The 15,272-nt window shown below is 55.1% G+C and carries 12 protein-coding genes; 2 read left to right on the top strand and 10 right to left on the bottom strand.

The window, feature by feature from the left end; translation table 11 throughout:
* Window positions 1-3: 3 nt before the first annotated feature.
* On the bottom strand, window positions 4-807 hold the full coding sequence (locus O9H85_RS06645) for a GTP pyrophosphokinase (RefSeq protein ID WP_269880495.1): 804 nt from the start codon (window positions 805-807) through the stop codon (window positions 4-6).
* A 27-nt stretch (window positions 808-834) separates the two neighbouring features.
* Complete coding sequence (locus O9H85_RS06640) at window positions 835-1,929, bottom strand: quinone-dependent dihydroorotate dehydrogenase (protein ID WP_269880494.1); 1,095 nt, start codon at window positions 1,927-1,929, stop codon at window positions 835-837.
* Window positions 1,930-2,095: 166 nt separating this feature from the next.
* Here O9H85_RS06640 and O9H85_RS06635 point away from each other — a divergent pair, with 166 nt between their 5' ends.
* The gene (locus O9H85_RS06635; protein ID WP_269880493.1) at window positions 2,096-2,230 is read left to right on the top strand and encodes a hypothetical protein; all 135 of its coding nucleotides are present in this window, start codon (window positions 2,096-2,098) and stop codon (window positions 2,228-2,230) included.
* A 59-nt stretch (window positions 2,231-2,289) separates the two neighbouring features.
* Here O9H85_RS06635 and O9H85_RS06630 read toward each other — a convergent pair whose 3' ends face one another.
* From O9H85_RS06630 to O9H85_RS06595, 8 genes are all read right to left on the bottom strand, one after another.
* A complete protein-coding gene (locus tag O9H85_RS06630; RefSeq protein WP_269880492.1) occupies window positions 2,290-3,714 on the bottom strand; it encodes a L,D-transpeptidase family protein in 1,425 nt (474 codons plus the stop codon).
* Between the two features lie 155 nt (window positions 3,715-3,869).
* Window positions 3,870-4,616 (bottom strand): HD-GYP domain-containing protein, encoded by a 747-nt coding sequence (locus O9H85_RS06625; protein ID WP_269880491.1) that lies wholly within the window; start codon window positions 4,614-4,616, stop codon window positions 3,870-3,872.
* 251 nt (window positions 4,617-4,867) lie between these two features.
* The gene (locus tag O9H85_RS06620; RefSeq protein WP_269880490.1) at window positions 4,868-6,490 is read right to left on the bottom strand and encodes a stalk domain-containing protein; all 1,623 of its coding nucleotides are present in this window, start codon (window positions 6,488-6,490) and stop codon (window positions 4,868-4,870) included.
* A 24-nt stretch (window positions 6,491-6,514) separates the two neighbouring features.
* Entirely contained in the window at window positions 6,515-8,884 is a 2,370-nt protein-coding gene (locus tag O9H85_RS06615) for a FecR family protein (protein WP_269880543.1), read from the bottom strand.
* Window positions 8,885-9,057: 173 nt separating this feature from the next.
* Window positions 9,058-10,896, bottom strand: coding sequence for a CHASE2 domain-containing protein (locus tag O9H85_RS06610; protein ID WP_269880489.1), 1,839 nt, complete (start codon window positions 10,894-10,896; stop codon window positions 9,058-9,060).
* 384 nt (window positions 10,897-11,280) lie between these two features.
* Entirely contained in the window at window positions 11,281-11,517 is a 237-nt protein-coding gene (locus O9H85_RS06605; RefSeq protein ID WP_269880488.1) for a ferredoxin, read from the bottom strand.
* Window positions 11,518-11,625: 108 nt separating this feature from the next.
* Window positions 11,626-12,135 (bottom strand): molybdopterin-guanine dinucleotide biosynthesis protein B, encoded by a 510-nt coding sequence (gene mobB / locus O9H85_RS06600; protein ID WP_269880487.1) that lies wholly within the window; start codon window positions 12,133-12,135, stop codon window positions 11,626-11,628.
* A complete protein-coding gene (locus O9H85_RS06595; protein WP_269880486.1) occupies window positions 12,132-13,433 on the bottom strand; it encodes a DNA polymerase IV in 1,302 nt (433 codons plus the stop codon). Before O9H85_RS06595 ends, mobB begins: the two co-directional genes overlap by 4 nt.
* Window positions 13,434-13,591: 158 nt before the next feature.
* Here O9H85_RS06595 and cimA point away from each other — a divergent pair, with 158 nt between their 5' ends.
* Window positions 13,592-15,211 carry a citramalate synthase gene (gene cimA / locus O9H85_RS06590; RefSeq protein ID WP_269880485.1) on the top strand — a complete coding sequence of 540 codons (1,620 nt, stop codon included), beginning with the start codon at window positions 13,592-13,594 and terminating at the stop codon, window positions 15,209-15,211.
* Window positions 15,212-15,272 lie beyond the last annotated feature (61 nt).

Here is a 15,272-nt window from a genome sequence, read left to right as displayed (position 1 = left end):
CCATCAGGTTGACGAGCCTTTCTTCGCCCGCCGGATCGCTTCCTCCACCTGATGCAGCAGATGCTTCAGATGCCAGGCGTCGTCCGTGTCCCAGAGCTCGTTGAACCGCAGCTGGAACTGCGCGGCCTCGCGGACTCTGTGGTAGAAATAAAGCTCTTGGATGCCGTTCAGCACCCGGGCGATAATATCCGACTTGTCTTCGAACAGCTTCTGGGCTTCCATAATTTCCACGCGGATGCTGCTCATCTCCTGATCGAGCTGGTAAGCCGCCTCCGCCGCTTTGCTGAGCCGGTTCGTCACTTCCGGAGGCAGACTCTCCCGGTATTTGTAATTCAGCGAATGCTCGATCGTCGCCCAGAAATTCATCGCCAGTGTTCTCAGCTGGATCTCCGCCAACACGCGCTTCATGCCAAGCGCGGTCTGAACGGGGTATTCTACAATAATATGAAAGCTGCGGTAGCCGCTCGGCTTATTGTTCTTAATATAATCCTTCTCGTAGAGGAAGGTCATGTCTTCGCGCGACTTGATCAGCTCGGCGAGCCGCTCGATATCCTCAACGAACTGGCACATGATCCGGATCCCGGCAATATCCTCGATTCCGGTTTCCAGCTGTTCCATGGGCACGCTCAGCCGCTTGGCTTTATCCAATATGCTTGAAATCCGCTTCACGCGGCCCGTAACGAATTCAATGGGGGAATATTCCTCGCGGCTCTTCAGTTCGCCGCGCAGCGTCTTGAATTTGACCTTAAGCTCCTCCACCGCCTGTTCGTAAGGCAGCAGAAATTTCTTCCAATCGCGTCCATCCATACCGGCTTCCTCCATTCTGACTTCACCTTAATGCTCCGAGCCGATCGCCTCCGACACATGCTTGAAGCCGTCCCGCTTCAGCAGCTCGCGCAGCCCGCCGTTGATTCGGCGCAGAAGCTCGGGCCCTTCGTAAATGAGCGCCGTGTAGATTTCTACGAGACTGGCTCCGGCCCGTATTTTTTCATATGCATCCTCCGCGGAGAAAATGCCGCCCGACCCGATGATCGGAAGCCGGCCTCCGGTTGCCTTGTAGAGCGTCCTGATCAGCTCGGTCGAGCGTTCCGTGAGCGGACGTCCGCTCAGGCCGCCGGTCTCCCCCCGGTTCGGGTGGACAAGCCCTTCCCGCGAAATGGTCGTGTTCGAGGCGATAATGCCTGATACGCCGCTCTTTACGATCGTTTCGACCATGTATTCAACTTCCTGCGGCTGCAGGTCCGGCGCAATCTTCACGAGCACCGGCTTCTCCCTTCCTCCGAAGCGCGCGTGCTGCTGCCGGATTTCCTCCTTCACCGCCGCAAGCAGCCAGGACAGGTCGTCGCCGTGCTGCAAAGCTCTCAGGTCCGGCGTATTCGGCGACGAGATGTTCACGACGAAGAAATCGCCGTATCCGTACAGCGCCTGGATGCAGGCGCGGTAATCCTCCTCCGCCTTCTCATTGGGAGTAACCTTGTTCTTGCCGATATTGATGGCCAGGGGAATCGTGCGTTTCCCTTGATTGCGGAGATTGCGCTTCATCCCTTCAATCCCGACGTTGTTGAAGCCCATCCGGTTAATCAACGCTACGTCCTCGGGCAAACGGAACAGCCGGGGCAGCTCATTGCCCTCCTGCGGCTTCGGCGTTACCGTGCCGGCCTCCATAAAGCCGAAACCGATACTTGAGAAGCCCGGCACCGCCTTCGCATTCTTGTCAAGCCCTGCGGCAAGGCCTACCGGATTGGGAAAACGGATCCCCCAAAGCTCCATCTCCAGCTCCGGGTACGATCCGACTCCATACATCGCCTTCAGCAGAGATCTGCCGCCGGGAAGCTTGCCGACCGTGTGCATTCCGTTGATAATGAGATGATGCGCCGACTCCGGATCCATCCGAAACAGCACCGGTTTTGCTATCTGTTTGTACAACATCTGGTTGTTTTCTCCCCTTAACCGTTCAGCAATCGATATTCCTCTTTTGACAGTTTATCCTTTTGCCGCACAAAAATAAAGGGGACAAGGCCTAAAACGACTCTTCTAAAACGGTTACATTATGATAAAATAATAATAAACCTCAGAAAAGGCAGGGCTGATCTCCATGCATAAGAACAAACCCACCTATTTGAAGCGCAGAACAAAGGATGAACCGAACAAGAAGCTGATCATCTGGGTCAGCTCCATCTTTGCGGTGCTTGTCGTCCTGATGGCCGCCCTGCTTATTTTCAATCGCTAAATCCATCGTTGCTCACCGCAAAAATGGCCTTTAGGAAAGACATCCTGACCGGCCGTTTTTTAATCTAACCATTTATACACCTTGCCCGGATTCGTTTCCTCACTGAATAACGGTACGGTGTAAGGCGCTTCTCTCCGTTCAATTTCCTCCGGCAGCAATCCTTTCCCGATGGTCACGGGCGTGCCGAGCGGCACCAGATCAAACAGCTCCTCCACATCGTCCTTCAGCATCCGGACGCATCCAAGCGACTGATCCTTCTCCATGCTGGCCGGCTTGTTCGTCCCGTGAATGGCATACTGCGTATCGGAGAGCGTCATGCCCCTGGAGCCGAATTCGCCGTTCGACTTGCCGTTCGGATTGCGCACCTTCTCGCTGATGGTGAAGCTTCCCTCCGGTGTCCGGTCGCCGCCAAGCCCTACCGGATAGTTCCTTACGATCATATTTCCGCTGAGAACGGCCAGACGGTGCGCCGTCTTGTCCACGACAATCCGCATCGGCTCATTCAGCGGCTTGGTGAGCTTCCCCCCTGCGGTCTGGGCTGCGGCAGACGCTTGCGCAGGAAGAGGCTCGCCCGCAGGCTGCGGATGCTGCCGGACCCAGGCCGCTATCTCCGTAATCATCGTTTCCTTCTGCCGCTCGTACTGCTCCTGCATATACGGCGTCAAACCCGGCAGCGTATTACTCGGATAGCTCTGGGTCAGATCGGAAGGCGATTCGGGCGCCCTGCCGGTTCGGCGTATATAGGAAGCGACGGCCGATCTCAATGCAAGCTCCTGCTCTTGCCTGATCATCCAGGCGGCGACGATTTCCGCCGCTTTCCCGGAATCTCCCGGCTGACAATTGCAGCTGGCCCGATCTAAGTAACTGATCTGCTGCTGGGAAGCATCTCCCTTCGCCTCCACCGAGATCAGCAGCTCCGGCTTCTTGAGCCATCCGATCCAATGCGTCTGGCCGATAGCAACCCCTCTAGTCAAGATGCCGTAGCTGGCGATCCACTCCTGAAGCAGCATCTCCTGCAGCGCAGAGCCGACCGCTTCCTTCGACTTGGGTCCGGATAAATAATATACCTTGGTCTCTTGCAGCTGCTGAGGCGTCATGCCGGCTGGGAGCACCGATTCCGCCTTCGGGGACTCCGTGTTATGCAGCGGGGCATAGACAATGGCGGCCGCCGCCACGAGCGACAGCGCCGTCCAGCGAAGATAGCGTTTTCTTCTTGACCTTACTGCTCTCGCCTTCCATTGCCGAATCGGCTCCAGCACATCCGGAGGCAGCTGTATCGTCTGGTTCTCATAAGCCTCGTAAATTTCGCCGGCCTGCGCGTAACAGTAAAGGGCTTTGCCCTTCTTCCCCTGCTCCTCGTATTCGCGTCCAAGCAAATACCAGGCCATCTTATTATCAGGGTGTTCTCTTACATACGTTTTCAAATAAAAAGGATCCCGCTTTAAGAAAGCCTGCAGCTTATCCTCCGTCCGATCAGGTTTCACGAGCCACCCCTCCTTCCACCTTCCCCCATGTATATCGGTTCGGCTGCCTGCAAAGTTTAGAACCCGGCCGGAATGGCAGACCGTTCCCTTATACAAAACAAGCCCGGATCCGCAGGACCAAGGCTTAGGTTCGTCTGGCTTCCAATCCCCGATTCTTAAGGATTCCGGGAGGTCCCGAGGCTGTCAACCCAGTTTCGGTCGGCCGCCCTCAAATAGTTCCTTTCCTCCATTACCTCCCGGAACGCATCCACCGCTTTTGGATCGAAGTGCGTTCCCTTGCAGCGTTCCAGCTCATACACGCCGTCTCTGAGGCTTCTTCCCTTCGCATACGGACGGTCGGTCGTCATGGCGTCAAAAGCATCCGCCACAGCCACAATTCTCGCATCGAACGGAATTCGCTCTCCGCTTAGCCCGTCCGGATAACCGGTTCCGTCCATTTTCTCATGGTGGTGCTTGGCGATCTGCGTAGCCTGGCGCATCCGTTCTTTCGGCTCCATGCGGGATAAAATTCGGGCACCGATCGTCGTATGCGAAGCCATAATTTCGAACTCGTCATCATTCAAGCTGTCCGCCTTGAGAAGAATACGGTCGGGCACTCCGATCTTACCGATATCGTGCATCAGAGCGCCCCTATGGAAATGTATGCATTCGTCCTCCGGCCATTTCAGTTTGCGGGCGATCCAGAGCGAGTACAGCGCTACCCTGGAAGAATGGCCCGCTGTGTAAGGATCCCTCGAATCCAGTGCCAGCACCAGGGAATGAATGAGACTGATCGAGAACGGGTGATCCCCGGCCGCGCCTTCCCTGTTCAGCTCCATCGATGATTCCAGCAGCAGTGCCAGCTCCTGGTTCTTCCTTTCCAGCTGCTCGATCCGAGCCAGCAGCTCCCGTTCGTCTTTCACTTCAAACCCTTCCTTCCTACCGCATGTCCCCAGCCGTATCAGATCCCACTTCATCATATGGCTTAATCATAATCGAAAAGACCTATTCTGTGAAGAAGAGATCCTCTTGCTTCGCCACAGAATAGGTCTGTTTTATTTGATAAGACTTTATAAGTTTTCGTGGACTTATAGCTTCGCATCAACCTTGATAAACGCGCTGGTCCTTGTAAGACAAGGACGGCGTAGCCGTTTATCCTGGTCGAATTACCGCTTTACAGTTTTACGTCGGTACGCTGTCTCAGAATGACCGTCCGGTTCTCGTCGTTCCACTGTACGTCCAGACCGATTTCTTCAGCGAAGAAACGCACGGGGACGTAGGTCCGATCCTGACGAATATACGGCTCCACGTCGGTCGGCTTTGCTTGAGCATCCTTCCCTGCGACAAGCCGCTTGATGCCGGTCTTGCCGACATACAGCTCGACCGTCGTACCGTCTTTGGTAAGCTGCACCGAACTCGTCGCGTCGTCGAACGTCACTTTGAAGCCCAGCGCCTCGGTAATGGCACGGACGGGAACCATCGTTCGACCGTTCACGATTTCGGGCTGGGCGTCGAATGCCATCACGGCGGAATCCAGCACCACTTTCACTTGATCGTTTGCCGGAAGATCGGCGGGCAGACGGTAAGGGCTGATCTTGCGGACTTTATTATTGTAGGAATCCGCAACATAAATACTCCCGTCGGCAGATACGGCAACGGCTGCAGGACGGTTCAACCGCGCTCCGCGTTCGGTGCCATCCTCTTCACCCGTAGTCAAATCCGGCGCGCCGGCCAGCGTATACACTCTTCCGTCAAGCAAATAACGTACCGCGTGGTTCTGGCTGTCCGCAATGACGACACCGCCTTCTTCCGTAACTGCGATGCCCATCGGAAAATGAAACCTGGCTTGCAGCGCATCGCCGTCTGCGTAATCCCCTGCTACGTACAGCTCATGCTTATCGTATACGGCGGAACCTCCGCTTGCCGCGAAGCCGCCCCCGGCTAGTGTAGTTACTTTGCCTTGCTTGAGATCGATATAACGGATGCGTTGGTTCCCGGAGTCGCTGACCACCAGATTTCCTTGTTGATCCAGCACAAGACCGGTAGGTTCATTGAAGCGTGCCGCCTTCAAATCTCCGTCCTGATAATCCCCGGCGGCCACGACTTGACCCGGCGTCACTTCAACGACGCGCGATGAAGCCGAATTCAGCGTACTGACCTGGCCCGACGGAGAAATGCTACGAATCATATGGTTCAGCGTATCGGCAACATATACCGTTCCGTCGGCAGCCACGGCGACAGCCGAAGGGTGATGGAAGGTCGCTTCCTTGGCCGCCCCGTCCTTGCTTCCCAGGAGACCGCTTCCCGCCAGCGTGCTGACGGTGCCGCCTGCGCCGATCTTCCGAATGGCATTGTTGGCCGAGTCGGCTACGTAGACATTGCCGGCCGCATCGGCCGCAAGGCCCATCGGCCCTTGAAACACCGAGCGATCCTTCTTGCCGTCGAGCAGTCCTCCGACCGGAAAGCCCGTATCATCCAGCTGGTACAACATCCCCGCATAAGTTGCAACGAGATTGTCCTTGATCGAACGGATCAAATGATTGCGCGTATCCGAAACCAGCAGCGTGCCGTCCGGAAGCGCGGTCAAGCCTGCCGGAGACCGGAACAAGGCTGTAAGCTTACCCCCGTTCTCGCTGCCTAAGGCGCCGGTACCGGCTTCCGTCGTGACGGAGGTTAGTATTTGATTGTCGCCGCCCCTCAGGCTGGTCTTGCCGATCGAAGCGGCGGATACGCCGCCGCTTCCGATCAGAGCGAAGATCAGCAACGAACCGGCCGCTATTTTGCTTGCTCTATTCATACTTGTCTCCTTCCTGACAACCTATTAAGGCGCTACCGTATTCGTAACGGAACCGGACTGGATCGGCCATTCGTATACCGTACCGGAATCCTTGTTTACGATCTTCATATAAACGAGACTTGCTGCAGGTGTTGCTGCTGCATTCCGGATTTTAAGAGGAATGGTCACAAGCACCTTTTCCCCGTCAACCGTGAGGTTTTCGGCTGCCGTGTTCCCCTGCACGAAGCGTGTCCCGGCATAGATCAGCTCATTTTGCGTCTGACCTTGAATCTGGTTCAGGATCTCGGCGGAATCCCCGCTCCCGAATACCGTCGAAGCATTGGAAGGGAGCTCTGTCGGCCCCTCGTAATTCAGCTCCGAGTTATTGTAAACGAGATGCGCCTCCACCGCGTAGAAAGCGGACGAGCCGGTGAAGTTTTTCAGCTTCAAGGTATACGTCGCCACTCCGTTCGAGATCACGGGATCAGATAAGACGAACCCGGCTGTGGACGAAGTATCGACGGATATTCGCCCGGGAACGGGAACGGCGTTTCCGCGGATTCCCGACTTCTCCGTAACCAGCTTCAGGCCGCTGTAATTTCCGTCCGGCAGCGGAATCGTTACCGTATCCGCTCCTTTGCCGTCGGCGCCGGCAAGCACCTGATCGGTATTAAGCACGAGAATTTTGCTGCCAGCCGGTGCCTTGGCTTCAATCTTAGCCATGCCTTTGCCAAACACGGTATCCGCTGTAGGACTGACAAGAACGGCAGTACCCGGATCGACTACCGTGAACGCCGGGATGGCGACGGCCGAACTCGACCTGCTGCCTCTGACTGCCTTCGCGGTCAAATTGGCTGCGCCCTCCGCAAGGGGGCTCAGCTGAATCTCAACGTCCGCCGCATCATTGCCTGCTTGCGATCCGACCAACGTTGCACCGTTATAAATTTGAATCGTGGCTTTGGCGGACGCTTTCGCCTTAAGGACAACCGGATTTTTCACCACGGCGGCAGGAGCCGTAACGGTTGGGGCCTCTATGCGGCTATCGTCCGAAGAAGAGCTGCCAGTGTTTCCACCGGTTCCTCCGCTGCCGCCTGCACTTACTCCGTTTCCGCCGGAGGAGCCGGCTGTGGAAGGCGTCGTAGCTTGCGCATTCTTTTTCTGGTTGTCGATGAACGCCTGCCGGCCGGCCGAATCCAGAGTCGCCATGAAGCTGTCCACGGCCGCCTGATTCAAGGCCGCTTCCGTTTTTTTGTTCGCTTCGATGATTCCCGCCATTTGCTGTTCCATCTTCTGCAGGTCAGCCGAACGTTGTGCGGCCTGCATCTCTTTCCTTTCGCGATCGAACGGGTTTTCAGGGGCAGGCGGCACGAACAACTTAGGGTCCATGCCCGCATTTTTATCTAAAGGAACCGGCTCTTTCATAAAATCGATTCGTTTGGACGGATCGAAAATTTGCCGGTTCACGCTATCGATTAACGCAGAGTCGATTTTTTTGCTGTCGACCGCTTGCTTCGCAAGAAGAGGAATGATCGCATCGAAATTATTCCTGACCGCGTCGAGCTCCGCTTGCGTTTCCAGGAGCAGAACGCTGGATGCATCCGGTTTCGTGATTCCTTGGTTAAATTGCTCCAGGAGCTGCTGCTTGATCTGATCATTCTCCGCCTGTATGCCGGGAATATTTTTGATGAACGCCTCGAGCACTTTCGGCGAAACAAGATCGACGATCTGTTTCGCATCGGTATAGCTGATCTTCGAGCGCAGGTCGGGCTCGGGATCTTTAGTGGAGGTCGTTAAAAGGATTTGCTGGGCCGGATACACTGTCACCCGGTTCTGGGACTGTACGGAGCCGGATCCGCTCCCCGAGCTCAGCAGATTCGCAGCGCTGACTTTGCCTGCGACGACCAGCATGAGCGTCTGGCCCGTTTTCGGATTAATATATGTAAGGAATTGCGTACCTCTAACGCCCATGACGGCCGTGGGGGTCTCCACTTCAAACTCGTCGTCCGAGCTTACAAGCGATTTGACTTTGGACCACATGGAGCCTGCCCATGATTTGAGCTTCGAGGTTTTGCCCGCACCATGATCCATCAAATCGGAGATGTATACTTCGGCGTTATCGCTGATGGTCAGCTCGTCGTCGTGATCCACGATTTTCAGTACGGCGTAGGAAGCTTTTCCTGTCGTAATCAGATCCCCTTGGTTCAAGGTCATATCCTTGTATACCTGATACGATTTGGAGCCGCCGGCTTTCTTCACCTTCACGTCCCCGGTGACATCGCTCACGATCGCCGCACGTACGGTTTTGGCCTGAGCCTTCGGAGCGACCGGTACGGAGAGCAAGGAGAACAGCAGCGTGAAGAGCAGGACCATGATGCCAAGCGGCCTGCCCTTGCTCCGTCCGATAATATTAAGCATCGACACTTCAATAACTCCTCTCTTGAATAAAGACTATAATTCCGCCTCGGATCTTTAATTAAGAACACGTAGAAACTACCTATAATTGTAAGCTCCCGCCCCGCAATAGGCAACGATTCTTTGCAGAAAAAACAGACATTTTGTCGAAGAAAAATGATCGACGGGACGATGACTCAAGAAGCGTTCGGGCGCAGCCTGTTCGCCGCCGATTCCGGCGCGCACTTTAGGCCCGTCACCTCAAACAGCTTCAGCGGCACGCTCTTGCCTTTCATCAGCTTCTCCCCGGCGTAATTGTACTCGAAGTACATCTTGGTCAACTCATAGGTCGCCTCCGATACGAGCACCTGATTAGGATGCGTATTGGACTCGATCCGTGCAGCCGTATTGACGTTGTCTCCGATCGCCGTATAATCGACACGCAGGTAGGAGCCGATATTGCCTACGACGACGTCCCCTGTGTTGATCCCGATACCGACGCTGATGGTCACTCCGTATTTCTCCAGTACGTCCGCCCGCACTTTTTCCATCCCTTGTTGAATCTCGTAGGCGGTTTTCACGGCATAGTAGGGATGATCCGGCACATCGAGCGGCGCGTTATACAGGATCATGGCCGCATCCCCGATAAATTTGTCGATCGTACCGTGGTTGGCCAGCGCCCGTTCGGTTATGAGGTTGAACATCATGTTGAGAAAATCTACCACTTCCTCCGGCTTTAGCCGCTCGGACAACGGAGTGAAGCCTCTCACGTCCAGGAATAGGATCGTGAGCTCCTTGGAGATGCCGCCGAGCTGGATTTCCTGCTCGCTGCTTGCGATCTCCTTCACGAGATCCGGAGAGATATAGCGGCCGAACTGCTTCGTGATGTAATTTTTCTGCTTAGTTTCAAAATACGTCTTCATCGCGATATTGACCAGATAGGAGATGAGGCCGCAGGCGACCGCACCCATGACGTCCACATAGTGCAGCGTCGTCTTGAACAAGACGAACTGTCCGTAGGTGATCAGCGCGATGATGCCGAGCATCAGCACGATGCCGGAGATAGCCCGCATTCTCCAAGTGAACCAGCCGAACAGGATCAGAATCAACACGGCCAGGCCGATCGAAATCTGTTTATTGGCCGGCGTGATCACTTGACCCTTCAGAATTTGATTCAGGATGTTCGCGTGCGCGTACACCAGGTGCATATGCTTCTCGACCGGCGTCGGACCTTCATCGGAGCCCGGCGCGGTATAACCTACGAGGACGAGTCGGTCCTTGAAGGTCTGGGGAGGAACCGCTCCGTTCAATACTTTGCTAAAGGGAATCGTCTCGAAGTCGTATTCGCCGGCGTCCCAACGAATCGGCATTTCGGACCGCGGGCTGCCTTCAATGCTTGGCAGGTTCATGAACCGGCTTACATCGACGCCGGCCAGCTGCGCGACGGCAAGCCCCATCGAAGGATATACCCCTTGAGGGGTGTTGATTTGGAGCCAGTTGGAGCGAATGATACCATCCGTATCGTAGGCGGCATTAATATGCGCTTTGTTGTTGTTTTTGCTGAACATCGGAATCGGGTCGACGACCGATTGGGCCATGAGCAGCTGTCCCGCCTTGGCTTTGGTGGTACGGGTAAAATCGTTCTCCAGCTTGGCGTGAGAAGGAAGAATAATGTTCTTATACTTGCCCAGCTCTTCGGCCAGCAGCTTGTCGCCTTCGGAGCCCGCGCTCTTCGTATACAGCTCGATATCGAAGGCAAGCACCTTGGCTCCGGCCTTCTCCAGTTGTTGAATCAACCGGGCGTAAACCTTGCGGTCCCATGGGTACGGTCCCACTTCTTTAATCGAATTCTCGTCGATGCCGATAACGACAATATCCTCGTGCGGCTGCTGGCTCATCGTTTCTTTCACGTTGAAGTCATAGAGCTGGTACGACAGTATGTTTAACAACCCGTTGGACAGCAAGATGACGCACAGCACAACGACGGCCAGATTGCCCAGAGCAATCACGGCCGTCTTGTTGAATCCCATTTTCATGCGGAGCCCCCTAATCCAATATATCTACTAATATTATCATAGAAGCCCAAGCTTTAGGTAAAAATTATGTAAAAATATAGGACAGGAAGCACGGTTACTCCGTCTCAGATTGACGAGAAACCCATGAAATGGAGAAATCTGCCATGGCACTCCGGTGGAGTATCCCCCTCCGGCCGCTGTTGTTACCCGTAAAGTTTTCAATTTATTCGCTTTTGCAGCGGCCATTTTCCGATAAAAAGGGCGGGCGCTCTCGCTCCTACAGGGGATACCCCACCTACACATTTTTTTGCATATCCGGGTTCTCGTAAGGACCAGCGCAACAAAAAAAAGCCTATTTCCGACAAGGAAACAGACTTTTTTGTAGAACGATGGTCTTAACCGGAATTACTTATTGAAAGGAGCGTCCGCCACTTTAATGGAGTCCGTAGGGCAGCCGTCTTGTGCATCCTGCAGATCATCATAAAGATCTTCAGGGATCTCGGTGTTACCTTTGTTGCCGTCGCTTTCGTAGATGACTTCGGCCAAGCCTTCGTCGTCGTAATCGTAAATATCAGGTGCAGTTGCGCCGCAAGCGCCGCAAGCGATACAGGTATCTTTCTCTACCCATGTGTATTTTGCCATGTCTAATGTTCCTCCCTTAATTGTGTAACCTCATCCTAAAATATAATATAAATACAAGGAAAGTTCAAATAGAAAGTCGCGATCGATTCAATACCTTGCCGATATGGATCAAAACCCGCGCAGTCCGCACCGTTCGGCAACGAAACGCGCGATCCCTTCCGCGTCGTCCGCCGGGAATACGGGAATGCCGCCCGGCGCTTGCCCTATTACAGCGAGGTCCGTCGTCACCCACGCCACCGGCGGAACAGGAAGCTCCTTCAGGATAGCGGCCTGCTCCGGGGTTCGGAATACGGCGATTTTATCGTGGCTGCCATATTTGAAGCCTTCGACGATCACCAGATCGTACCTGATCTCCAGCCGTTCCAATACAGAATCCAACCGGCTCTCCCCCCGCTCGCGGTATCGGACCTCCCCCGGCGAGACGACGACGACGGCCGATGCGCCGGCGCCATACAGCTGTGCCGAATCGGTTCCCTCGACTTCTTTATAATGTCCGTGAGCATCGTGTTTTATAACGGCGACCCGAACGCCCCGCGCCTCGAAAATCGGCGTGAGCCGGGCGATGAGAGTCGTCTTGCCGCTGCCGGAGAATCCGGCGAAGCCGATCACCTTTGTCATTCGTCCTCTTCCTCCAGTCTCTTCAGTCGTAAGTGATCCATCTGCAGTGACGTTCCCCTAAGCTTGGAATTGCGAATCAGCGTGGACGGGTCGTCTCCCAGCATGCCCGCCGTAAGGATGACATGCTCCCCATACTTGTCCCGCAGCGCATCCATGGCCTGGGTCAGCTTCTCCTTTTGCGGCTCCTTCTCATAGCTGAACAAATCGAGCTGTACCGCAGTCTCCTGCTTGGCCACCAGATTCTGCAGCGTCACCCCAAGCAAACGCACCGGTTCTTCCGGCTTCCAATGGCGGTCGAACAGCTTGCAGGCTTCCTTATGGAAGACGTCCGCATTCTCCGAGGGCTCGGGCAGCTTCGCCGCGCGCGTGATCGTCTTCATGTCCGGGTCGCGAATCGTAATCTGCACCGTATTAGCCATCAGTCCTTGTCTGCGCAGCCGGCGTCCCACCTGGTCGCTCAAGTTCAAGAAGACGCGGTGGATCGCTTCCCGTTCCGTATAATTGGAGGGCAATGTCGTCGTATGCCCGATCGACTTGCTCTGGTCGCGTTCCGGATTCACGGGTGAGCCATCCTCGCCGTTGGCCGCCCGCTTGAGTGCCGGCCCCATCACGCCGAACTGGTCCTTAAGCAGGCTCTCGTTCGCATGGGCCAGCTGCCCCAGCGTATGAATTTGCAGCCGTTTCAGCTTCTCGGCCGTCTTCTTCCCGATGCCGTACAGGCTCGCGCAAGGCTCCGGCCACAGCAGGGCGGGCACGTCCCGCTTCCGGAGCACAGTGAGGCCGTTCGGCTTCTTCATATCGGAGGCCATTTTGGCCAGCAGCTTGTTGGGAGCCACGCCGATCGAGCAGGGCAAGCGAAGCTCCTCGCGAATGCGCTCCTGAATCATCCGGGCGATCTCCAGCGGCGTCCCGAACGTCTTGGAACCCGTAATATCGATATAGCATTCGTCGATGGACATCGCTTCGACGAGCGGCGAATATTCGTAGGCGATCTTCATGAAGCGGCGGGAAAATTGCCGGTACAAATCGAAATCGGGACGGATGAGAATGAGCTCCGGACACAGCTTCTGAGCCTGACCGACGAGCATGCCTGTCTTGACCCCTAGAGCCCGCGCTTTATAGGAGCACGTCACGATAATGCCTTTGCGCAGCTCCACGCTGCCTGCCACGGCAATCGGACGGTCCTTGTATTTCTCCGGCTCGACAGCCTCGTGCACGGAGCAGTAGAAAGCATTCATATCGATATGCAGAATGACTCTGCCGTTCACCGGATAGGCATCATGTTTTGAAGGCTTCATGTTTGCGCTCTCCTCCCGTTATCAGATTCCTTTCCGTTCCCGGCCAAGGTCAAGGAATCATGTCCCGAATATACTATCCTTAGCAGGAATACTTGTGCTATAATTATACATCATCATTTTTGCAAATGGGATAACTTGCAGGAATCAGGAGGACGACCATGGCCAATACCGTTAAAATCTTCGACACCACGCTGCGCGACGGAACGCAAGGAGAAGGCATCAGCCTTTCTGTGGAAGACAAATTGAAAATTGCCCAGAAGCTCGATTCGCTGGGTGTTTCCTATATTGAAGGCGGGTGGCCCGGAAGCAATAACAAGGACATTGAGTTTTTCACCCGCGTTAAGGATTTAAAGCTTCAACACGCTAAAATTACCGCTTTCGGCAGTACGCGCCGCAAGGAGACGCTGCCGGAGAACGATGTTAACTTGAACCGGATTCTGGAGGTCGGCGTGTCGGTCGCCACGATCTTCGGCAAGTCCTGGGACTTCCATGTCCACAAGGCGATTCAGACGACGCTCGAGGAAAATTTGGCAATGATCTACGATTCGGTCAAATATTTAAAGAGCAACGGGTTAGAGGTCATTTACGATGCCGAGCATTTCTTTGACGGATACAAGAACAACCCTGATTATGCCCTGGCTACGATCACCAAAGCGCAGGAAGCCGGAGCGGATTGGGTCGTGCTCTGCGACACGAACGGCGGAACGCTGCCGCACGAAATTTCGGCAATCGTTACCAAAGTTAAGCAGACGCTTGCCGTTCCGATCGGCATCCATGCCCACAACGACTGCGAGCTCGGCGTGGCGAACTCGCTCGCCGCGGTCATGGCGGGAGCGGAGCAGGTACAGGGAACGATCAACGGGTACGGCGAACGGTGCGGCAACGCCAACCTATGCTCGATTATTCCGAACCTGCAACTGAAGCTGAAATACAACGTCATCGAAGAGCAGCAGCTCGCCAGCCTGACGAAGGTGGCGCGTTACGTCGGCGAAATCGCCAATATGCATATGCCGGTAAATCAGCCGTATGTCGGAGCGGCGGCATTTGCCCATAAGGGAGGCATTCACGTCTCCGCGATTTTGCGCAATTCCAGCACCTATGAGCACATTGTGCCGGAGCAGGTCGGCAATAAGCAGCGCGTCCTCGTATCCGAGCTCGCCGGACAGAGCAATCTCTTGTTCAAGGCCCAGGAGCTGGGGCTTGAATTCGATACGAACAACGAACAAACGAAGCTGCTGATCGAGCAGATCAAGCAGATGGAGCACGAAGGCTACCAATTCGAAGGCGCCGACGCTACGCTCGAGCTGCTCATCCGCAGCGCCTACGGCAAGCTGGAGGACATCTTCACGCTGGAATCGTTCAAAATTATCGTGGGCAAATCCGAGACGCATCCAGTAAGCTCGGAAGCGATTGTCAAAATACGCATCCACGGCCATACGGAGTACAACGCAGCCGAAGGGAACGGTCCGGTGAACGCGCTCGATAATGCGCTCCGCAAATGTCTCGTCAAATATTATCCCGGCATCCAGGATATGCACCTCGTCGACTATAAGGTGCGCGTACTCGACGAGAAGGATACGACCGCGGCCAAGGTTCGCGTGCTCATCGAAACGACTGATTTCCACAGCACCTGGAGCACGGTCGGCGTATCCGAGAACGTCATCGAAGCCAGCTGGATGGCGCTTAGCGACAGCTTCCGCTATGCGCTCCTTGGCCGCACCCCTTCGGGCGCACTGCCGGAAGAACAGAAGGAACGTCTTGGCGTTATCAATCACTGATCATAAAAAAATAAAACAGCTGCATCATCCGCATAGGAGAAGCAGCTGTTTTTTGCTTTAC

The organism is Paenibacillus gyeongsangnamensis (assembly GCF_027533625.1).
Taxonomy (GTDB): Bacteria; Bacillota; Bacilli; order Paenibacillales; family NBRC-103111; genus Paenibacillus_G; species Paenibacillus_G gyeongsangnamensis.
The sequence above is the reverse complement of the archived record's forward strand: the minus strand, read 5'-3'. Positions and strand labels throughout refer to the sequence as shown.